At 70.4% G+C, this 20,876-nt stretch carries 16 protein-coding genes and 1 pseudogene; 14 read left to right on the top strand and 3 right to left on the bottom strand.

The features are described 5' to 3' along the window. Positions 1-14 precede the first annotated feature (14 nt). From M2266_RS24800 to M2266_RS24820, 5 genes are all read left to right on the top strand, one after another. Complete coding sequence (locus tag M2266_RS24800; protein WP_277440174.1) at positions 15-1,274, top strand: Ig-like domain-containing protein; 1,260 nt, start codon at positions 15-17, stop codon at positions 1,272-1,274. An 89-nt stretch (positions 1,275-1,363) separates the two neighbouring features. Beyond that, complete coding sequence (locus M2266_RS24805; RefSeq protein WP_277440175.1) at positions 1,364-1,876, top strand: MarR family transcriptional regulator; 513 nt, start codon at positions 1,364-1,366, stop codon at positions 1,874-1,876. A 48-nt stretch (positions 1,877-1,924) separates the two neighbouring features. Further along, positions 1,925-2,263 (top strand): DUF3817 domain-containing protein, encoded by a 339-nt coding sequence (locus M2266_RS24810; protein WP_277440176.1) that lies wholly within the window; start codon positions 1,925-1,927, stop codon positions 2,261-2,263. A 107-nt stretch (positions 2,264-2,370) separates the two neighbouring features. After that, positions 2,371-4,071 carry a methylmalonyl-CoA mutase family protein gene (locus tag M2266_RS24815; protein WP_277440177.1) on the top strand — a complete coding sequence of 567 codons (1,701 nt, stop codon included), beginning with the start codon at positions 2,371-2,373 and terminating at the stop codon, positions 4,069-4,071. A gap of 223 nt (positions 4,072-4,294) precedes the next feature. Further along, positions 4,295-4,459, top strand: a complete 165-nt coding sequence (locus tag M2266_RS24820) for a DUF397 domain-containing protein (RefSeq protein WP_277440178.1) — start codon at positions 4,295-4,297, stop codon at positions 4,457-4,459. A gap of 39 nt (positions 4,460-4,498) precedes the next feature. Here M2266_RS24820 and M2266_RS24825 read toward each other — a convergent pair. Next, a pseudogene (locus tag M2266_RS24825) lies at positions 4,499-5,924 on the bottom strand (HAMP domain-containing sensor histidine kinase). After that, positions 5,921-6,619, bottom strand: a complete 699-nt coding sequence (locus M2266_RS24830; protein WP_277440179.1) for a response regulator transcription factor — start codon at positions 6,617-6,619, stop codon at positions 5,921-5,923. Before M2266_RS24830 ends, M2266_RS24825 begins: the two are co-directional and overlap by 4 nt. 64 nt (positions 6,620-6,683) lie before the next feature. Here M2266_RS24830 and M2266_RS24835 point away from each other — a divergent pair, with 64 nt between their 5' ends. From M2266_RS24835 to M2266_RS24855, 5 genes are all read left to right on the top strand, one after another. Beyond that, complete coding sequence (locus tag M2266_RS24835) at positions 6,684-7,814, top strand: UDP-N-acetylglucosamine--N-acetylmuramyl-(pentapeptide) pyrophosphoryl-undecaprenol N-acetylglucosamine transferase (protein WP_277440180.1); 1,131 nt, start codon at positions 6,684-6,686, stop codon at positions 7,812-7,814. After that, positions 7,811-8,824, top strand: a complete 1,014-nt coding sequence (locus tag M2266_RS24840) for an SDR family NAD(P)-dependent oxidoreductase (RefSeq protein WP_277440181.1) — start codon at positions 7,811-7,813, stop codon at positions 8,822-8,824. The genes M2266_RS24835 and M2266_RS24840 overlap by 4 nt, the downstream gene beginning before the upstream one ends. Positions 8,825-9,149: 325 nt before the next feature. Continuing rightward, positions 9,150-10,142, top strand: a complete 993-nt coding sequence (locus M2266_RS24845) for an FG-GAP-like repeat-containing protein (RefSeq protein ID WP_277440182.1) — start codon at positions 9,150-9,152, stop codon at positions 10,140-10,142. A 249-nt stretch (positions 10,143-10,391) separates the two neighbouring features. After that, positions 10,392-14,753 (top strand): polymorphic toxin-type HINT domain-containing protein, encoded by a 4,362-nt coding sequence (locus M2266_RS24850; protein WP_277440183.1) that lies wholly within the window; start codon positions 10,392-10,394, stop codon positions 14,751-14,753. Positions 14,754-14,768: 15 nt separating this feature from the next. Beyond that, positions 14,769-15,416, top strand: coding sequence for a hypothetical protein (locus M2266_RS24855; protein WP_277440184.1), 648 nt, complete (start codon positions 14,769-14,771; stop codon positions 15,414-15,416). Positions 15,417-15,686: 270 nt separating this feature from the next. On the opposite strand, the gene M2266_RS24860 is transcribed toward M2266_RS24855, so the two are convergent. Further along, on the bottom strand, positions 15,687-16,319 hold the full coding sequence (locus M2266_RS24860) for a TetR/AcrR family transcriptional regulator (RefSeq protein ID WP_277440185.1): 633 nt from the start codon (positions 16,317-16,319) through the stop codon (positions 15,687-15,689). Between the two features lie 273 nt (positions 16,320-16,592). Here M2266_RS24860 and M2266_RS24865 point away from each other — a divergent pair, with 273 nt between their 5' ends. From M2266_RS24865 to M2266_RS24880, 4 genes are all read left to right on the top strand, one after another. Next, on the top strand, positions 16,593-17,561 hold the full coding sequence (locus tag M2266_RS24865) for a tetratricopeptide repeat protein (RefSeq protein WP_277440186.1): 969 nt from the start codon (positions 16,593-16,595) through the stop codon (positions 17,559-17,561). A 606-nt stretch (positions 17,562-18,167) separates the two neighbouring features. After that, positions 18,168-18,821, top strand: a complete 654-nt coding sequence (locus M2266_RS24870) for a DUF6230 family protein (RefSeq protein WP_277440187.1) — start codon at positions 18,168-18,170, stop codon at positions 18,819-18,821. 92 nt (positions 18,822-18,913) lie between these two features. Next, positions 18,914-19,489, top strand: a complete 576-nt coding sequence (locus tag M2266_RS24875; protein ID WP_277440188.1) for a DUF6114 domain-containing protein — start codon at positions 18,914-18,916, stop codon at positions 19,487-19,489. After that, on the top strand, positions 19,489-20,799 hold the full coding sequence (locus tag M2266_RS24880) for a hydrogenase expression protein HypF (RefSeq protein WP_277440189.1): 1,311 nt from the start codon (positions 19,489-19,491) through the stop codon (positions 20,797-20,799). Before M2266_RS24875 ends, M2266_RS24880 begins: the two co-directional genes overlap by 1 nt. Positions 20,800-20,876: the final 77 nt, after the last annotated feature.

A 20,876-nucleotide genomic window follows, 5' to 3' on the forward strand; every position in this document is an offset into this window, starting at 1 on the left:
TGAGGACATTTCCCGTGACACCCATACGTACGTCCCGCACTTCCTTCACCCGTATACGTGCCCTGGCCGTACCGGCCCTGCTGGCCGTCGTCCTGACCGCCTGCGGTGGTGGTGGCGGTGACGCCGGCGCCAAGGGAGGCAGCGACGGCAAGGGCGGCGACAAGGGCACCCCGACAGCCGTCCCGGTCACCTTCTCGCCCGCCAACGGCAAGACGGGGGTGGACCCCGCCAGCCCCGTGAAGGTGTCCCTGGCCGAAGGCACCATCGGCACGGTGACCGTGACCGCCGCGGCCAAGAGCACTGACGGCGTCGAGCCCGTCGAGGTCACCGGCAAGCTGGACCCCGCCAAGCACAGCTGGCAGTCCGACCGCACGATGACCCCCGGCACCGCCTACACCGTCAAGGTCACCGCGGCCGACAAGTCCGGCGCGCAGAAGGAGCAGACCAGCACCTTCACCACGCTGGCCGCGGCCAAGACCAACGGCGTCACCGTCACCCCCCTGGGCAACGCGGTGGTCGGCGTAGGCCAGCCCGTCTCCATCGCCTTCGACAAGCCGGTCACCAACCGCGCGGCCGTCGAGAAGCAGTTGTCCGTGACGACGACGCCCGCCGTGCAGGGCAGCTGGGGCTGGATCACCGACCCGCTGACCGGCACCCAGCGCGTCGACTGGCGCCCCACCTCGTACTGGACCAAGGGCACCAAGGTCACGATGACGGCCAAGCTCAGCGGCCTCGACACCGGCAGCGGCCGCTACCTGCGCCGCGACGTCACCTCCACCTTCACCATCGGCACCGCCCGGGTCTCCAAGGTCGACATCAAGGCCAAGAAGATGACGGTGACCGAGGACGGCCAGACCGTGAAGGTCATCAACATCTCGGCGGGCAAGCCCGACTTCCCGACCTGGAACGGGCGCATGACCGTGATCAGCAAGGAGTCGACGATCCACATGACGTCCTCGTCGGTCGGCATCGCCACCAACAAGGACGCCGCGGACTTCTACGACAAGGACGTCAAGATGGCGGTGCACCTGACGACGTCGGGCACCTTCGTCCACGCGGCTCCGTGGAACGACGCCAAGATGGGCAAGGAGAACACCAGCCACGGCTGCGTCGGGATGTCGGACGCCGACGCCAAGTGGTTCTTCGACAAGGCCGTCCGCGGTGACATCGTCGAGGTCACCGGTTCGACCCGCGCCACCGTCGACAAGGGCAACGGCTACGGCGAGTGGAACCTCGACTCCGCGGCGTGGGCGAAGCTGAGCGCCCTGTCCTGACCCGTCACCGAATCCGGCCCCCCGGGGGCCGGGTTCCGATGGACGAGACAGCCCTTCCCACTATGTGACCGACGGGTAGGCTCAGCGGCGTGCCGAAGCCCCTGAGCCTGCCCTTCGACCCCATCGCCCGCGCCGACGAGCTGTGGACCCAGCGCTGGGGACGCGTTCCGTCGATGGGCGCCATCACCTCGATCATGCGCGCCCAGCAGATCCTGCTGGGCCAGGTGGACGCCGTCGTCAAGCCGTACGGGCTGACCTTCGCCCGGTACGAGGCGCTGGTGCTGCTCACGTTCAGCAAGGCGGGGGAACTGCCGATGTCGAAGATCGGCGAGCGGCTGATGGTGCATCCCACGTCGGTGACCAACACCGTGGACCGCCTCGTCGGCTCCGGCCTGGTCGCCAAGCGCCCCAACCCGAACGACGGCCGCGGCACCCTCGCCTCCATCACCGACAAGGGCCGCGAGGTGGTCGACGCGGCCACCCGTGACCTGATGGCGATGGACTTCGGCCTCGGCGTCTACGACGCCGAGGAGTGCGAGGAGCTCTTCGCGTCGCTCCGCCCACTGCGGATAGCGGCGGGCGACTTCGAGGACGGGCGCTGAGACCGGGCCCGGTGAAGACGGCGCAGGGCACCGGTTACGCTCGTTGCCATGAAACAAGGGACGCTGACCCGCTACCGCGTGATGGCCTATGTGACCGGCGTCCTGCTGGTCCTGCTCACCCTGGGCGTGATCGCCAAGTACCTCCTCGACATGGACGGGGCGGCCAGTTTCGTCACCGGCGTCGGGTTCGCCCACGGCTGGCTCTACGTGGTCTACCTCGTTTTCGCCTTCGACCTGGGCTCCAAGGCGAAGTGGCCGATGGGCAAGCTGGCCTGGGTGCTGCTGGCGGGGACGATACCCACCGCGGCTTTCTTCGTCGAGCGCAACGTGACCCGCGAGGTGGCCCCGCTGGTCGTCGCCGCGAACGGCGAGCCCGCCAAGGCCTGACGCACACCGTGTGACACATTGCACGTGACGCATCGCACCGCCCTCCCCGCAAGGGATGGGCGGTTTGCCATCGACATTTACTAGGACGTCCTAGTAAATTCGAGGGTATGGACGCCGAAGGCATCGAAGAGGGCCGCCAGCGCTGGCAGGCCCGGTACGACGCGGCTCGTAAGCGGGACGCGGACTTCACCACGCTCTCCGGGGATCCGGTCGAGCCCGTCTACGGGCCCGCCCCCGGCGATGCCGTGGACGGCTTCGAGCGGATCGGCTGGCCCGGCGAGTATCCGTTCACCCGCGGTCTGCACCCGACCGGCTACCGGGGGCGTACGTGGACGATCCGGCAGTTCGCCGGCTTCGGCAACGCCGAGCAGACGAACGAGCGCTACAAGATGATCCTGGAGGCGGGCGGCGGCGGCCTCTCCGTCGCCTTCGACATGCCGACCCTGATGGGCCGCGACTCCGACGACGGCATGGCGCTGGGCGAGGTCGGGCACTGCGGTGTCGCCATCGACTCGGCCGCCGACATGGAGGTGCTCTTCGCGGGCATCCCGCTCGGCGACGTCACCACCTCGATGACGATCTCCGGCCCGGCCGTCCCGGTCTTCTGCATGTACCTGGTCGCCGCCGAGCGGCAGGGCGTCGACCCGGCCCTGCTCAACGGCACGCTGCAGACCGACATCTTCAAGGAGTACATCGCGCAGAAGGAGTGGCTCTTCGCGCCGGAGCCCCATCTGCGCCTCATCGGCGACCTCATGGAGCACTGCGCGACGGGCATCCCCGCGTACAAGCCGCTCTCCGTCTCCGGCTACCACATTCGCGAGGCCGGAGCCACGGCCGCGCAGGAGCTCGCGTACACCCTGGCCGACGGGTTCGGGTACGTGGAGCTGGGGCTGTCACGCGGCATGGACGTCGACGCGTTCGCCCCCGGACTCTCGTTCTTCTTCGACGCGCACCTCGACTTCTTCGAGGAGATCGCGAAGTTCCGCGCCGCCCGCCGCATCTGGGCGCGCTGGATGCGCGACGAGTACGGCGCGAAGACCGACAAGGCGCAGTGGCTGCGGTTCCACACCCAGACGGCCGGCGTCTCGCTCACCGCGCAGCAGCCGTACAACAACGTCGTACGCACCGCCGTGGAGGCGCTGGCCGCCGTCCTGGGCGGCACGAACTCGCTGCACACCAACGCGCTCGACGAGACCCTCGCGCTGCCGAGCGAGCAGGCCGCGGAGATCGCGCTGCGTACCCAGCAGGTCCTGATGGAGGAGACGGGCGTCGCGAACGTCGCCGACCCGCTCGGCGGCTCCTGGTACGTCGAGGCCCTCACCGACCGCATCGAGGCCGACGCCGAGAAGATCTTCGACAAGATCAGGGCGCTCGGCGCGAAGGCTGTCCCCAGCGGGAAGCACTCCGTCGGCCCCATCACCAGCGGCATCCTGCGCGGTATCGAGGACGGCTACTTCACCGGGGAGACCGCCGAGTCGGCCTTCCAGTACCAGCGCGCCCTGGAGAAGGGCGAGAAGCGCGTCGTCGGCGTCAACTGCCACCACGGCTCGGTCACCGGCGACCTGGAGATCCTGCGCGTCAGCCACGAGGTCGAGCGCGAGCAGGTCCGCGTCCTGGCCGCCCGCAAGGCGGCCCGCGACGACAGCGCCGTCCAGGCCGCCCTCGCCGCCATGCTGGCCGCGGCCCGCGACGGCTCGAACATGATCGCCCCGATGCTCGAAGCAGCCCGCGCCGAAGCCACCCTCGGCGAGATCTGCGGCGTCCTCCGCGAGGAATGGGGCACGTACACCGAGCCGGCCCGCTTCTGACCGCTGCTCGTCGGTCGACTTCGGAATCCGCATCGGGCCATAGTCGAGTGGCGCGCCACCGCCCGCATCCTGGCCGACCCCGGCCTGGCCTATGCCGCGACCCGGCACCCCAAGGACACCGACTCCTGAGCGCGCGACGGCCGGGCGGCGTTGCGTGGGGCCCGGCGGGCGGGTGACGATGGCGCACGTAGCGCAGTGATCGCACCATCGGAAGGCGCAGGCCGTGGCACTTGAGGCGACCGTCGGGGACGACGGGATGATCTACATCCGTGAGACGGACGAGCCGGAGATCGTGGCCGTCACCAGTCCCGCGAAGTGGGAGGCGTTCGTGAAGGGCGTCAAGGCGGGGGAGTTCGACGCGTTCGCGGAGGAGCCGGAGGAGGCATAGGGCCGATCCGTCGGCCAGACGAGGATGTGAAGACCCGGCCTAACGCCCCTTTGGGCCCGGCGGTCGCTCGAAGCCCACCCGGAACAGGGCGCCGCCTCCCGGTGCCGGCTCCGCCGTGATCGTGGCGCCGTGCGCGTGGGCGATCTGCCGGGCCATGGCGAGGCCCAGGCCGGAGCCGGGGAGCGCGCGGGCGGAGTCCGCGCGGTAGAAGCGGTCGAAAACGTAGGGGGCGTCCTGCGGCGAGATCCCCGGCCCGTGGTCGCGGACCGTCAGCTCCGCTCCTTGCACGGAGCCGGAGCCCGACCGGGTGAGGGCGACCTCGACCGGTGCCCCCGATGGGCTGAACTTGGCCGCGTTGTCCAGGAGGTTGGTCAGCAGCCGGCTGAACCGGGCCGGGACGCCCGGGACGTGTGCCGGAGCGGCGCCCGGGTCCACGGTCAGGGTGAAGGGGACGTCGGGCCAGTGGCCGCGGGCGCTTCGTACGGCGTGGGCCGCCAGGTCGGCGAGGCTCACGTCCTCGACCAGCGGCAACGGTTCCTCGTCCCGCGCCAGCTCGATCAGGTCGTTGACGAGCTGGGTGACCTCGCGCAGCTGCCGCTGCAGAGCGCCGGAGGCGCGGTCCCGCTGGGCGCCGGTCAGCCGGTCGCCGCGGGCCAGCAGATCGGCGTTGGTGCGCAGCGCGGTGAGCGGGGTGCGCAGCTCGTGCGAAGCGTCCGCGACCAGCCGGCGCTGCGCCGTCACGGACTGCTCCAGCTCGCCGAGCATGGTGTTGAACGCGGTGGCGAGCCGGGTGACCTCGTCCTCGCGGCGGGCGGACCCGGCCGGCATGTCGATCCGGTGCCGGGCGTCCCGGGTGGCGGCGATGCGTTCCGCCGTGGCCGTCAGCCGGGCGACCGGCGCCAGTCCCGTCCGGGAGACCCAGTAGCCGAGGACCGCGGCGAGCAGCACCCCCGTCCCGCCGACCCCCGCCAGCAGCCGGGCGGCCTGCCGCACCCCCTGCTCGACGGTGTCCGACCGCACCGCCACCTGCAGCGCCCGACCGCTGCCGAAGCGGCTGGTGAACATCCGCGCCGGATGCCCGGAGAGCGTGACGTTGCTGAAGTACGCCGCACGGTCGCCCGCCGCGACCTCCCGCACCGGCGCGGAGACCGGCAGCCGGTACGGCTCGCGGGGATCTGATGCCGGGTCCGCCGGGACGATCTGCGAGCAGGCGGGGCGCCGACAGGTACACGCACTCCCCGGCCACCACCTGCGGTCCCTCGCCGCGGTGCTGCTGCTTGACGAGCGTTGCCGACTGGGTGAGATGCAAGTCCAGTTGGTGGACGAGCTCGTAGCGGATGACGAAGAACGCCGCCGCGCAGACCCCGACCGCGACCAGCGCGACGGCGGCGGTTGCCGCCACCGCCAACCGGGTGCGCAGCGGCCGGTGCCGGCGCCAGCGCGCCATCCCACGGGTGCCCGTCACCCCAGGTCCAGCCGGTAGCCGACGCCGTGCACGGTCTGCACCAGCCGCGGCTCGCCGGCCGCCTCCAGCTTCCGCCGCAGATAGCCGACGTAGACGGCCAGCGAGTTGGAGTCCGGGCCGAAGTCATGGCCCCAGACCCGCTCCAGGATCACCTCGCGCGGCAGCGCCTGACCGGGGTTGCGCATCAGCAGCTCCAGCAGCGCGAACTCGGTGCGGCTGAACTCCAGCGGGCGACCGCCCCTGTTGCCGGTGCGGGTGAGCGGCTGGACGACCAGATCCGCGTACGACAGCTCCGGTTCCTCGTCGGCCCCCGACGCGGCCCGACGCAGCAACGCCCGCAGCCGGGCCAGCAGTTCGTCCAGCGCGAAGGGCTTGACGAGGTAGTCGTCGGCGCCCGCGTCCAGTCCGTCGACCCGTTCGCTCACCGAGTCGAGCGCCGTGAGGACGAGGACGGGCGTACGGTCGCCCAGCCCGCGCAGCCGCCGGCACACCGCCAGGCCGTCGAGCACCGGCATCATCACGTCCAGCACGATCGCGTCCGGGTGCCAGGCCGCCACCTCCGACAGGGCGGCGAGCCCGTCGGCGGCCCCGCGCACCGCGTACCCCTCGACGGTGAGGCCGTCCTCGACGGCGGCGCGTACCTCGGGTTCGTCGTCCACGACGAGGATGCGGGCGGGCGGTTGCGCAGTGTCCATGGGCCCAAGGGTCCCAAACCGGACTCTTAGAACCCTCTTAGAGCGTCCCGTCAGCGTTGCGGCCATGCGGACCTCAGAACACACACCCTTGTCGGTGGTCATCGGGGCGGGCGGCACCGGCGGTCACATCTATCCCGGGCTGGCGCTCGCCGACGCTCTGCGCCGGGCCGATCCACGGGCGGTCGTCACCTTCGTCGGCACCGAACGCGGGCTGGAGACCCGGCTGATCCCGGAAGCCGGCTACCGGCTGCACACCGTCGACATGATCCCGTTCGACCGGTCGCTCGGCGCCCGCCGCTACCTGCTGCCCGCCGCGCTGCTGCGTTCGGCGGCGCACTGCCGGACCATCCTGCGCGAGCAGGGCGCGCAGGTCGCGGTGGGGATGGGCGGCTACCCGAGCGCGCCGGTGATCCTCGGGGCGCGGCTGGCCGGGCTGCCGAGCCTGGTCCACGAGTCCAACGCGGTGCCGGGCCGCGCCAACCGGTTCGCCGCCCGGCTCACCCCGCACGTCGCGCTGGCCTTCGACCGCAGCCGCGCGCACCTTCCGTCGGGCATCAGCGCGGACACCGTCGGCATGCCGCTGTCCGGGCCGCTGGCCACCTTGGACCGGGCCGCCCTGCGGGGCGGGGCCCGCGCAGAACTGGGCGTGCCGGCGGGCGCCCGGCTGATCCTCGTCAACGGCGGCAGCCTGGGCGCCGCCCGGCTGACCGAGGCGGCCGTCGGACTCGCGGCGCGCTGGCGGGACCGGGACGACGTGCGGCTGCTCGTCAAGACCGGCCCCGCCGCGCTCGCGGAGACCAGGACCCGGCTGGCCGGGAGCGCGGTCGCCGAGGCCGTCGCGTACCTGGACCGGATGGACCTCGCCTACGCGGCCGCCGACCTGGTGATCTGCCGGGCCGGATCGGCCACCATCGCCGAACTCGCCACGACCGGCGTGCCCGCCGTGCTCGTCCCGTACCCGCACGCGCCCGGCGACCACCAGACACACAACGCCCGCGTCCTGTCCGACGCCGGGGCCGCCGTGCTGCTCCCCGACGCCGACGCGACCGCCGACCGGCTGGCCGCGCTCGTCGAGCCGCTGCTCCGGGATCCCCGCCGGCTCGCCGCGATGAGCGGCGCCGCCGACCCCGGCACCCACGCCCGCGCGGCCGACCTGCTCGCCGCCAAGACCCTGGAACTGAGGAACGCCGCATGACCACCCCACTGACCCATCCCACCGACTGGACCGGCCGCACCGTGCTGGTGACCGGCGCCGAGGGCTTCATCGGCAGCACCCTCGTCGACCTCCTGGTCGAGCGCGGCGCGAACGTCCGCGCCCTGGTGCACTACAAGCCCTACGGCGAGCGCGGCCACCTCGCCCGCTACCTGCGGCCGGACAGCCCCGTCGAGATGCTCGCGGGCGACGTGCGCGACGCGGGCCGCGTCATGGACGCCGTCGACGGCTGCGACACCGTCTTCCACCTCGCGGCCCTGATCGGTATCCCGTACAGCTACCAGGCCCCCGAGGCGTACGTGCAGACGAACGTGGCCGGCACCCAGAACGTGGCGGGCGCCTGCCTGCGCCACGGGGTGCGCCGTCTCGTCCACACCTCCACCAGCGAGGTCTACGGCAGCGCGCTCACCGTGCCGATCAGCGAGAGCCATCCGCTGCAGCCGCAGTCCCCGTACTCCGCCTCGAAGATCGGCGCGGATATGACGGCGCTGTCGTACTTCCACGCCTTCGAGCTGCCCGTCACCGTCGTCCGGCCCTTCAACACCTACGGCCCCCGGCAGTCCGCGCGGGCCGTCATCCCGGCGATCCTCGCCCAACTGCACTCCGGCGCCCGTGAGATCCGCCTCGGATCCCTCGAGCCGACCCGCGACTTCACCTACGCCACCGACACCGCCGCCGGCTTCCTGGCCCTGGCCGGCTGCGACCGCGCGCTCGGCGAGGTGGTCAACCTCGGCACCGGCCGCGAGGTCTCCATCGGCGACCTCGCCCGCTCCCTGATCGCCGCCTCCGGCCGCGAAGCCGGGATCGTGGTCGACCCGGCCCGCCTCCGCCCGTCGGGCAGCGAAGTCCTACGGCTGCTTTCGGACAATTCTCGCGCACGCGATTGGGCGGGCTGGGAGCCGCGGGTCTCCTTGCAGGAGGGCCTGCGCCGCACCTCCGACTGGATCGCCGAGAACCTCCGCCTCTTCGCGGCGGACCGCTACCAGGTGTAGGCCGCGCGACAGGTCCGAACCGGGGCTTAGGCCGTGTCTGACACATCCCGCCTGGCCCGGGACGCCTGGCACGCGCGCTCTCCCCCAGCTACCGCTGGGAGGGGCCCCCAGTTGTCGGGCCCGCCCCGGTACGTCCAGTACAGGGGCGACCCTCCGCCGTGCGATCGCACGCACCAGACGCCCCGGGCCCCGCCCTCCGGGCGGACGCCGGTATGTGTCAGACACGGCCTAGGGGTCCTCGTGGTCACAAGGCGCCGTCACATGGTCTTCACAAACGAACACGTGTGTCCATAGAGTGCGTTGGCCATGGTCGTGGACCTGGCGTGTGTTCATCCGTGGGGGGTGGCCGGGCGGTTTCGTCACGCCTGCGCCTGCGCGCGTGTTCGCGCTCGTGTCGTTGGTGAGGACGTTCGTCCGCATGCTCAATTCCTTTATACGCCCGATGAGCCGGGCGGTGATGCGTGCTGCCGGTCTCGCTACGGCCGCCGTGCTCGTGCTGACGGTCACGGCGTCGGCGTCGTCGCCGGCTGCCGTCCGGGGATCCGCACAGGCTGCCGGGCCGGCCGCGACCGCGGGTGTCCCGGTGTTGCCCTTGTTCGGCCGGAAAGCTGACGGCCACCTGTACGACTATGAGCCCCTTGGCACCGGTGGTGTGCGGCAGGCGGTGGATCTGGGTGGCGGATTCGCTGATGCCACCGCGATGGTGCAGAACGAAATCTCCGACAACGGGGCCGGCGTCGACCTGTACTACCGGATGGGCGGGACGCTCTACTACACCGCCGAGCGAGGCGCGGAGACCAAGGTCATCGGCGGCGGCTGGGACATGTACAACCTGCTGGTGACTGCGGGCAAACTCGGTGGGGGTCCGTACCCCGGCCTGCTCGCTCGTGACACCGCGGGCGTTCTGTGGCTCTATCCGGGCCAGGCCAACGGGGTGTTGGGTGGCCGGGTCAGGGCCGGGACCGGCTTCGACAGTATGGACCGCATCGTGAGCCGGGGAGATTTCACCGGGGACGGCAAGATCGATCTGATCGTGCGGACCACTGGCGGAACGTTGTACCTCTATCCCGGTACTGGGACCGGCGTGGTCGATGCGATGGTCCAGCTGCCGCGCATCGTTGCCGGGACCGGCTGGAACATCTACAACGCGGTGGTCTCCACGGGCGACAACGACGGAGACGGCAAAGCCGACCTGATCGCCTCCGACACGGCGGGCGCGCTGTGGCTGTTCAAGGGCACCGGTGTGGCCGCCACACCGTTTGCCACCCGGGTGCAGATCGGCACCGGTGGCTGGCAGGCGTTCAACACCCTGTTCTGACCCCACGTGCCCGGCCCCGCTTCCTTTCGTCCCCGCCGGGCCGCTCGCCGTCTTTCGCCGACCGCAGGGTCTGGTTCTGACGGCCTGCCGGGTTCGTCCGCAGAACTTCCCGTCTCCGTACCACTTTCGGATCGCCGCAGAGCCCGTCTTCCAAGGCTCGTGGCACCGCACCGAACAGATCGGTCTGCCCCGCCCATGAAAACCGCCGCTCCACCCCCCGCCCGCCGGTCATCAGGAGCGTGGTCGCGGTTGCTCGCGACCACCGCCCTCGCCACCGCGACCGCGGTCATCGTCACCGGCACCCCAGCACAGGCCCTGCCGGCCCAACCGGGTTCCGCCCTCACGCAATCCGCCACTGCCTTCGACGCGGCGCACGCCGCGCAGGTCCGTGAGGCCCAGTGCCGACTCGGATACGTCACCCGCGTCGGGGGTACGGAGGCCAGGGCGGTGGCCCGTACCGGGCTGCGGGGATCCGACGCCGAACTTCTCCAAGCGGTGGTGCAGGGGGACGATGCCCCACTGGGCGTGGCGTCCGTCAAAGACGCTACGGTGCACACGGCAAAGGGGGAGGAAATCTCCCTCCGGTCCTGGGCCTGGAAGGATTCGCTGACACCATTCCGGCTGCCGACCTATACAGGCGACAGTTTCTGGATGGCGCCGGTCAACCTTGATATTTTCGAAAAGATCGGACTGCCGAAGTGGATTTTCGGCGGCGCGTACCACTGGACCGGGTACTTCAATGAAGATCTGGCCCCGAGAGCCGGCGCCGGAACCTGGGAAACCATCAGGACGGCAGTCGAATCCCGCTATGCGCCGGGAACCGCGCCCTATCGCACGTTCTACGACAGCATGTCCAACGCCGGCGGTAATTTCGGGAATGTCTACGCCGACGACGCCCGGATGTTCTACCAGAGCGGTGGATTTCCCGACTCCGCGCCCGCCAGCGACTCGATGGAGTTTCGCACCGACGTCGAGGCCCTGAAGGCCCGGTTCGCGTCGTGCACGAGTCACAATCCCCTGGACCCGAACGGGGTGCTGGGGGCGGAGGTGGAGACGGCCTCTCTCGAATGGCAGGCCGAGCAGGCCGGTCAGAGCATCCAGCGGGACACGATCCTTGGCGCCTACTCGCAGGCCACCTCCGATCTGGGCGTGGCCGCCCAGGCCATGGGCGAGTCGGTCGGCCAGTCGCTGATCGCCGGCCTTCTGACCGAGTGGCAGGCCTACTGGCTCAAGCAGCCCACGAGCGCCGGCGACTACCCCTCGGCCGCGGCCTTCGCGCAAGCCAAGGTCAATATCGCCCAAGCCCAGGCGCGGGCCCTGGGCCGCGTATACGTCGCCGCGCGGGCCGCGCAGTCGGCCAAGGTACAGGCGGACAAGGTCACCGCGGCGCAGACCGCGTCCTACGCCATCTCGGACACGGCCGGGCTGCCACGGGGCCGTGGTCTGATGTACGCGCAGCAGGCCGCGCAGGTCACCAAGGCCGCCGCCGCCGGAGCGCTGGCCGCTGCCAAGGCAACGGAGACCGCCGCGAACGCCGCGCGGGCTTCGGCCAACGACAGCAAGGCCCTCAACTCCCTGGCACAGACGCAGGCACACGCCACCAAGGCGGAGTTCCGTCGCGTCGCAGCGCAGGAGGCCGCAGCCCAGGCCAAGGCCGCCGCAGACGGCGCCGCCCTGCAAGCGGCGAAGGCCGCCGCCAACGCCACGAAGGCCAAGGCCGCCCAGGCCAAGGCGGAAGCCGCTGAAACCACCGCCAAGAACGCGGCCGCGGACGCGCACGCCAAGCGACTGACAGCCGAGGCCGAGCGCAACACGGCCAAGGCGCAGAAGGAGCTGGCTGAGAGCGAGCGGGCCAAGGCCGGCGCGGCCGAGCAGGTGGCACAGTCCCAGCGGACCGCCGCTGCCAACGCCCTGAGCGCCGCACAGACCGCAGGCGCAACCGCCACCACGCAGATGAACGCGGCAGCGGCAGCCGAGGGTAAAGCGTCAACAGCACGCGATAACGCCCTGAGCGCTGAGCGTACCCAGGACACGTCCGGCGCGAAGGCGGACGCCGCTGAGGCCTATGCCTACGCGATGGAGGGTACCGATGCTGCTGCCGGGGCTCGGACAGCCGCTACCGCCGCCCGGACGGCCGCCAATGATGCCACTACGGCCGCTGCGGGTGCCCGAACGGCGGCTACCGATGCCACGACGGCGGCGTCCAACGCCCGTCAGGCGGCCACCCGCGCCACCGCCGCCGCGGCGCGTGCCAAGGCCGCCTCGGACGGTGCCCAGCGCGACGTGGCGATCACCAACGCCGCAGTGACGAAGGCCCACGCGGCCGCGGCAGATGCCATCACGGCGTCCGCCGCCGCGGCTGAGAACGTACGTCTGGCGAAGATCTACGCGGACACCGCAAAATCGCTGGCGATCACGGCCAAGGCCGACGCTGCCATCGCCCACGCGGAGGCCACCGCTGCCACAGCGGATGCGGTTCGGACCGCCGGATTCGCTTACGCGTCGTCACAAGCGGCCCTGGCCGCCCGTGACTCCGCGGCCCAGGTCATCAATCCGGCCAACGACGCCATCGAGCTCGGCTCTCCCTACAAGGAGACCGACGCCTCCGCCGGTCTGGCCGTGCTGGTCGGGCAGGCGGCCAAGACGACCGCACAGCAGCAGGAGGCCCTGGCCAAGGCCAAGGCCGATCAGGCGGCGAAGGCCGCTACCGAGGCCGCTGCCCTGGCAGCCGCCGCTACGGCCGATGACAAGGCCGCCGCCACCGCGGCGGCGGAAGCGGCGAGTTCCGCCGTGAGGGCGGCAGCGTCACTGACCCAGGCACGTGGCTCGGCGGCAGAGGCCGCGACCGCCGCGAACGCCGCTGTCACGGCTGAAACCCACACCGTAGCCTACAACCAGCAAGCCACTGACGACGCGGCCGCCGCTTCGGCCGCATCCGACACCGCGGGCGGCTACGCGAGCCAAGCGCGGAGCGCGGCGACCGATGCCGAACGAGACGCCGCGTCCGCCAGGGGAGCTGCCACCGCAGCCGAGGGTGATGCGAGCACGGCACGCGGTATCGCCACCCAGGCCGAGGCCGACGCCACCACCGCGGAAGCCTCGGCCGAGCACGCGCGAGAGCTCGCCGAGGAAGCACAGCAGGCCGCGACCCGTACCGAGACCGCCCAGGCGCAGAACACGTTGACCACCGGGGGCGCCACCGGTGTCGGACGGATGTTCACCGAGCAGAAAATCACGTACCTGGAGGAACCGGCACCGCAGAACGACTGCGTGATCGGTGTGGGCTTCGGCGGTTGTGATGTGCAGTACAAGCTCTACTTCACCGTGACCGTCGAATTCTACGTCTGCCGCGACCCGGATGCGGGGACCGATGTCAGCCGAGCCACGTGCCCGGTGGAATCCATCACCTGGCTCGGTGTCCGGACGACGCCGCCGCAGACCAGGTTCGTCAACAAGCACTTCAGCAATTGGGAGATCGTCTCGACGGTGGACAAGGCCGTCCTGAAGGCTGTGTGGGAGGGCTTCACGAGCGACTTCATCGAATGCTCGAAGGGCAGTGTCGCGAGTTGCGCCTGGGCGGCCTCCTGGTTCATACCGGATGCCGCATTCGTCCGAGCTGCCGACTTGCTGCGCTCCCTGGACGCGGCGATGCGCACGGGCATCGGTATCGGCGACGCGTTCAAGGCGCTCAAGGCGCTCAACCTCGATGCCAAGGCGATAGCCGCCATCGAGGTAGAGGTGAACCTCGTCGAGGAAGCGTTCGCGGCGTGCACCAGAAACAGCTTCCCCGGCGGTACACAGGTACTCATGGCCGACGGATCCCACCGTCCGATCAGGGAAGTCAGGGCGGGCGATCTGCTGCGGTCGACCGATCCGGACACCGGCGAACTGCGAGCGGAGCCGGTCACGGCGACCTTCGCCCACCACACCGAGCGTCTGATGGACATCGCCCTGACCAAGGGGGGCTGGCTCACCAGCACCGCGGGGCACCGGATCTACGTCATCCAGCGCGGCTGGACCTTCGCCTCGGACCTGCGCGCCGGCGATCTGCTGCGGGCCTCGGACGGTTCCATACGGGCCGTCAGTGGTGTGCGCGACCGGGACGGCATCGCGTCACGTACGGTCTACGACCTGACTGTTGACGGTCCGCACACCTTCTACGCGCGCACCGGCGGCGCTCGGCCTCAGGACCTTCTCGTGCACAACTGCACGAACCTGATCGCTGACGAGGCGAAGTTCCCGGATGTCGCTCACACGCTGTCCGAGCATGTCAGCCCCAGCCCCGAGGACCTCATCAAGTTGGTCGACAAAAAGGGCATCAACACCGTGTACACGGATGCGGAACTTGCCCAATCCGTCGTCGACTACGGGATGCAGGAATTCCTCAAACTGCAGAAGAACGTCAAGAAACTGACGAACTGGGTTGCCAAAAATGACGGATCCCTGCTGGAGATTCGGGGCGTTTACGGTAAAGTGGAATCGCTCGGTACCGCTTACGTAAAGAATGCGGCCGCTCGGCCGGCAGGCAACCAATACGTCATCAAACTGCAGGTGATGCGCGGGCATAAGCCCGGGGGGTACATCGTCGCCACGTCCTATGCCGCCGGATAAGGGAGGAGCCGAACAGTGACTGAGGCGTACTCCGACTGGGACTTCGGGCTCTCCGAGCTCTCGAAGCGGTTCGACGAACGATGGGTCCTCGAAGTGACCGCTCGCGAGGCCGTTGCCTCCGTTGCCGCACGCGCCGACGGGATGGCCGCACGGGCCATCCTGGAGGACGCGACACGGCTGCTCACGTCATCCCTGCCGGCCTGGGCTGTCACCGCTGTGTGGCAGGGAGCGACCGGCCGCCAGCATGACCTGGAGCGTCTCGAGGTCGACGGCCGGCACTGGCTGAGCGAGGTCGCGGAAGTCTGTGTCGAGCAACTCCGCGCCAACGACCCCGCCTACCGGAGCGTCACGCCGAAGCCGGCCCCGGACACTCGTGCCGGCGCGGTCCTGGACGAACTCCTCCTGGCGGGGCCCGCGCTGAGGGCCGCAGCGATGGGCCGCACCTACCGGGAGGTCGCCGGCCTGGTCTCCGCGCTGGACATGGTGGTCACCCAGGTCAGCCCGGATCTCGGGTTCAGGCTCTTCCTGCGGGCCATGTGCGAGTACTGGGTGCCGATCAGCCAGGCCCAGTACGACCGGTACGAGGCGCTGGGCGAGCACTTCGGATTCGGCGAGTTCCACGTCGATGACGTCCGGTTTCTGACGACGTTGCGGACGGAGTGACCGGGGCGTCCGGTGCGGCGGGGCATCTGGGTCCCACCGCACCGGACGCCGTCGGTCCGGTACGTGCCGAGACGGCGCACCGCTCCTCGGCGGCGCACCGCTCCTCGGCGGCGCGCCTCGCCGGGGCGATCCACCGGCCGGGACTGACGCGTTCCTGAGAGCCACGCCCCGGAACAGCTACGGGGTGCGGCCTCCGGCCTCGCCGTGCGGGGCTGCTCGTCGATCCGACGAGCAGCCCCGCATTCGTTGTCCCGGCGGGGTGGTCGCCGGTCAGCGGATGGCTGCCAGGCCGCCCAGGAGCAGGGTGGTGAAGGTCCGGGCCCAGGTGGGGTCCACCGGTTCGCCGCTGACGAGGGTGCGGTGGACCACCGCGCCGGCGATGACGTCGAAGATGAGGTCGATCTGGGTGGCGGCGTCGGTGCCGTCGGGGCCTTGCGAGGGCTCGTCCGGGGGGAGTTCGCCGCGGTCCTGGGCGCGGCGGCGGCCGAGGACCACGAGGCGCTTCTGGCGGTCGACGATGGCCTCGCGGATCCGCAGCCGCAGGGCGTCGTCGTGGGTGGACTCGGCGACGACGGCCATCAGGGCCGTCCTGGCCTCGGGCAGCGCCAGCAGCGCCGCGAACTGCAGCACCACGTCCTCGATGTCGGCCTGGAGGCTTCCGCGGTCGGGCAGCTCCAGTTCGTCGAAGAGCACCGCGACGGCATCGACGACCAGCTCGTTCTTGCCCGCCCAGCGCCGGTAGAGGGTGGTCTTGGCGACACCGGCCCGGGTGGCGACGTCGCCCATCGTCAGCTTGCCCCAACCCAGTTCGACCAGGGCGGCCCGGGTGGCTTCCAGGATCGCGTGGTCGGCGTCGGCGCTGCGGGGGCGGCCGGTCCTCTTCGCTGAAGTGCCGTTGTGCATGGCTGGGACCATACCGGCCAGTACGTCGAGGGGCCCGCGACCGCACCGTGACCGGGATCACGTCGCCCGACGGGGTTGGCGCTTGCGGGGATTGGACATTCAGCAGTTACGCTACGACTCGTAGCGAAAGAGCGATGACCACTGGCGCAGGTGGGGACCCACGCCGAGAAGGACACTCTTGAACAGCGGTGAACGCTCCCGGCTGTCCGCGATCCGGCGGAGCGGCCGGGGGCCGTTCACACTTTTTCACGACGAGGGGGGAGGATTGACCTCATGCAGCCACGGAACATGTCCATGAGCGGCGTGGTCGACCTCGCCGCGCTGAAGGCGGCCGGTGAGGCCAAGGCGAAGGCCGAGCAGGCCAGGGCACAACGGCAGGACGCCGGTGCCCCCGCCCCTTCCGCCGCCTCCCCGCTCGTCATCGACGTCACCGAGGAGACTTTCGAGAGCGCGGTACTGCAGCGCTCCTCCGAGGTCCCGGTCGTCATCAGCTTCTGGGCCGAACAGGCCGAGCAGAGCAAGCAGCTCAACGAGACGCTGGAGCGACTGGTCGGCGAGTACGCCGGCCGCCTGCTCCTCGCGCGCGCTGACGTCTACGCGAACCAGCTGCTGTTCCAGCAGTTCGGCGCCCAGGGCGTGCCGGCCGTCTTCGCGGTGCTCGCCGGTCAGGCGATGCCACTCTTCCAGGGCGCGGCCGCCGACGACCAGATCCGCGAGGTGCTGGACCAGCTGATCGCCGTCGGTGAGCAGCGCTTCGGCATCGTCGGCACTCCCGTCGAGGCGGGCGCGGCTCCGGCCGCCGCCCCCGAGCCCCGGCCCGCCACCCCGCAGGAGCTGGCCCTGTCCGCCGCGCACGACGCGCTGGACGCGGGCGACCTGGGTGGCGCCGTCCAGGCGTACCGGAACGTGCTGTCGACCGAACCGGCCAACGCCGAGGCAAAGCTGGGCCTGGCCCAGGCCGAACTGCTGCAGCGGGTGCAGGACGCCGACCAGCAGGCGGTCCGCAAGGCCGCGGCCGACGACCCGACCGACGTGCCGGCCCAGCTGGCCGCCGCGGATCTCGACCTCGTCGGCGGACATGTCGAGGACGCCTTCGGGCGGCTCGTGGACACCGTCCGCCGTACGGCCGGTGACGACCGGGACGCCGCGCGGCTGCGTCTGCTGGAACTCTTCGACGTCATCGGCACCGACGACCCCCGCGTGGTTACAGCGCGTGTAGCACTGGCTCGCGTCCTGTTCTGACCGCGGCTGATTCCGTGATTCGGCGACCGCACTTTACGCAATCGTGATGAAGTGCGGTCGCTGTCACGTCGGGTGAAAGATCGCCACCTCTTCGTACGGCAATCTTCTCCTTTGTCGGATATTCACACCCTCGTCGCAACTACGCTGCGTTATATCGCGACGTTAGATGATCGCGCTCCCGTCATCCTTCCGTTACTCGCTAGTAACGAGACCTCTTGTGCAGCGGCTGGGAATGGACCACCATCGGCCAAGCTCGGTCCTGTACCCCCGACCATCCGACAGCCAGTCGGCACGGCTGGGGGCGACCCTCGGCGGAAGCCGGGGGAGGGTCCCCACCGAGTGGGAGCGCGCGGCGAACGTGTCGGCGCTTCCGGACAGGGGGGTCTCTGCCCACCCAGCAGGGCCTGTCCAGCAGGTTGCGCGAGAGCGTGGCCAGTGGTTGTCGCTCGGGGGTGATCGCTGATGAATCGGACTGTGCCGTCCGCATACCCGCGGACCGGCCTCCGGTGACGGCGCTCCCTTTCCCGAGGACGTAGCTCTTCTCCCCATCCCGGCCCCGGATCTCCATATCCGGCCGGATGTGTACGTCCGATCAGGAGGAAAGTCATGGAGTCGGTCGTTAGAGGCGGCACCAAGTGGAAGCGGTTCGCCGTTGTCATGGTGCCGAGTGTTGCTGCCACGGCAGTGATCGGTGTGGCGCTCGCCCAGGGCGCGCTCGCGGCGTCGTTCGCGGTGTCGGGCCAGAGTTTCAAGGTCTCCGCCGAGCGTCTCGACGGTGAGGGCTTCGTCCAGTACGGCGGTCTTGACGCCCACTCCGGCGGGGGCGCCCCGGAGGCGGTCGCCGTCTCGGGCTTCAAGAAGGCCTACATCACCAAGATGTGCCAGTCCGTGGTCGTGCCGGTTCCCGGCTTCGGCCCCGTCTCGCTCAACCTGCACGCAGGTATGAAGGGCGACAACGGCGCAAACAAGGACCAGCGGGTCGAGGCCGACAACCTCTACATCGACCTGAACCAGCTCGACGCGGACGCCGAGTTCCAGGACATCAACATCGGTGTCGCGGCAGGCTCGACCAACAAGGCCCAGGGCCCGGCGACGACGCCTGGCCAGGGCGGTCCCGCCCTGGTGAACAGCTTCGCGCAGGAGGCCCGTACGGCCACCCTGACCGACGTGAAGCAGACCGCCTGGGCGACCAGCGCGGGCACCTTCAAGCTCAAGGGCCTCAGCATGTCGGTCAAGGCCGGCACGCAGGAGTGCTACTAAGCACTTGAAAGGCCGGGTGCGGGGCATGGCGCCCCGCACCCGGCTCGCCTCCAACTTTTTTGGCGCAAAAGCCAGTCCCAGGGAGCTGTTCCATGAGTGCCGAGTCGCCAGGGCTGCGTAGTCACCAACCAAATGCCTTCCACACCGCCCACACGGGGTTCCGCAACTGGCGGTGGCAGCGGCCGTTCTGGGCGGGCCTGCTGACCCTCCTGGGTGGTATCCCCATCGCGTACTTCCCGTACGCGAACATGACGCTCGGCCAGCTCACCGTGCGGATGTCCACGACCGCCGGCGCCGGTTCGCTGGTCATCGGCATCCTGCTGATGGTGCTCGGTCTGACGATGTGGTTCCAGCCGCTCGTGCGCATCTTCGCGGGTGTGGCCGCGATCCTGCTGGCACTGGTGTCCATCCCGGTTTCCAACTTCGGTGGGTTCCTGATCGGCTTCCTGCTGGCTCTGATCGGTGGATCGCTCGCCGTTGCCTGGGCTCCCGGTGTTCCGGCGGCCGCCGAGCCGGAGAAGGCCCCCGAAGCGCCCCTCGGCGCGTATGTCGACGATGACGCCGCGGTACCGCAGCAGCAGGCGTACGCACCGCAGATGGAGAAGCACGCGACGTCGCCGGGCGCCGGCACGGACGACGAGACGACCAACGACCATAGGAGGGCGTAGTGCGGGGTGACGAGGCTCTGCCGGCCCACGGCGACGGACCCCGTACGAGATTGGCACCGCGCCACGCGGCGCCGCGCAAGTCGCTCTTCACCAAGCTCCAGATGCCCGCGGGCAAGGCGATAGCCATCGCCGCGATGCCCACGGCGGTACTGATGGGCATGGGTATAACACCGCATCTCGCGCTCGCCGACGAGATGCCGAAGAACCCGTACGCTCCCGGCCCGTGTGTCACCCAGTCCGACACGCCCGCCCCGGACGCCACCACCACGAAGCCGAGCACGAAGCCCTCCACGTCGGAGAGCGCCGCGCCGAGCACCAAGCCCGCTTCCTCGCCCAGCCCGTCGGCGAGCACGGCCGAGCCGCAGACCGCCGTTAAGGCGCTGCCGAAGACCGTGCCCACGACCGCGCCCGCGACCGCCGCGAAGGCCGCGCCGAAGAGCGCACCCGCCGCCGCCGCTCCGAGCACGGCCCCGAAGGCGACGCCCAGCCCGACGAAGTCCGTCAACCCGTGGGACCCGCTGGGTGTCGGCGACGCGATCAAGGACGTCCTCGGTCTGAACAAGACCGCCACCCCGACGACGGCGCCCACCACCGCGCCGACGACGGCGGCGCCGACGACCGCGCCCACGACGGCGCCGACCAAGGCCCCGAGCACGACCCCCGCCAAGACTCCGGCGGCGAAGTCGTCCTCCCCGGCCGCCCTGGCCGAGAAGTCCGTCAAGGCCGTGGACGACGCGACGGACCAGCCGGCGCCCGCGAAGTCCGCCACCGCCACCGCCACGCCGTCGGCGAGCCCGAGCCCTACGGACGGCAAGACCCCGTTCCCGTGCCCGACGCACGACGCCAAGGCACTGGCCGACGCCGCGTACGAGAAGACCCCCGCGCCGCTGCCGGACCAGCCCTGGTACCTGGAATCCAGCATGCTGACGCTGAAGGGCCTGGACTACAAGGGCATCGTCGAGGTCAGGACGGCCGGCGGCGTGGTGAAGAAGGTCCTGAAGTTCACCGCGAGCTCGCTGGACATCAAGGACCTGCACCAGATCGTCAGCGCGGACGGGCACGTCTACCACGTGCAGGGACCCGGCACGACGTCGACGATCCAGAACGGCACGGTGACGATGTACACCGAGGAGCTGAAGGGCAACCTCTTCGGCCTCATCCCGGTGACGTTCAGCCCGGACACGCCGCCGCCGATCAACGTCCCGCTGGCGATCTTCACCAACGTCAAGATCCGCCAGGCCGGCCAGTTCGGCGGCACGCTGCACATCAAGAACCTGCACCAGACCATCACCGAGGGTTCGTACCCGTAAAGGGGAGCCCCCCACAAGCCCGTCCGGGAGCCGCAAGAACGCCGAGGGCGCCAACCCCACTGGGGTCGGCGCCCTCG

The sequence above is a fragment of the Streptomyces sp. SPB162 genome, assembly GCF_029504575.1.
Lineage (GTDB): Bacteria > Actinomycetota > Actinomycetes > Streptomycetales > Streptomycetaceae > Actinacidiphila.

Excerpts from the sequence above, each read along its gene's own strand:
- M2266_RS24810 (WP_277440176.1), top strand. The coding sequence starts at position 1,925 with ATGAAACAAGGGACGCTGACCCGCTACCGCGTGATGGCCTATGTGACC.
- M2266_RS24815 (WP_277440177.1), top strand. The coding sequence starts at position 2,371 with ATGGACGCCGAAGGCATCGAAGAGGGCCGCCAGCGCTGGCAGGCCCGG.
- M2266_RS24830 (WP_277440179.1), bottom strand. The coding sequence starts at position 6,619 with ATGGACACTGCGCAACCGCCCGCCCGCATCCTCGTCGTGGACGACGAA.
- M2266_RS24835 (WP_277440180.1), top strand. The coding sequence starts at position 6,684 with ATGCGGACCTCAGAACACACACCCTTGTCGGTGGTCATCGGGGCGGGC.
- M2266_RS24840 (WP_277440181.1), top strand. The coding sequence starts at position 7,811 with ATGACCACCCCACTGACCCATCCCACCGACTGGACCGGCCGCACCGTG.
- M2266_RS24860 (WP_277440185.1), bottom strand. The coding sequence starts at position 16,319 with ATGCACAACGGCACTTCAGCGAAGAGGACCGGCCGCCCCCGCAGCGCC.
- M2266_RS24865 (WP_277440186.1), top strand. The coding sequence starts at position 16,593 with ATGCAGCCACGGAACATGTCCATGAGCGGCGTGGTCGACCTCGCCGCG.
- M2266_RS24870 (WP_277440187.1), top strand. The coding sequence starts at position 18,168 with ATGGAGTCGGTCGTTAGAGGCGGCACCAAGTGGAAGCGGTTCGCCGTT.
- M2266_RS24875 (WP_277440188.1), top strand. The coding sequence starts at position 18,914 with ATGAGTGCCGAGTCGCCAGGGCTGCGTAGTCACCAACCAAATGCCTTC.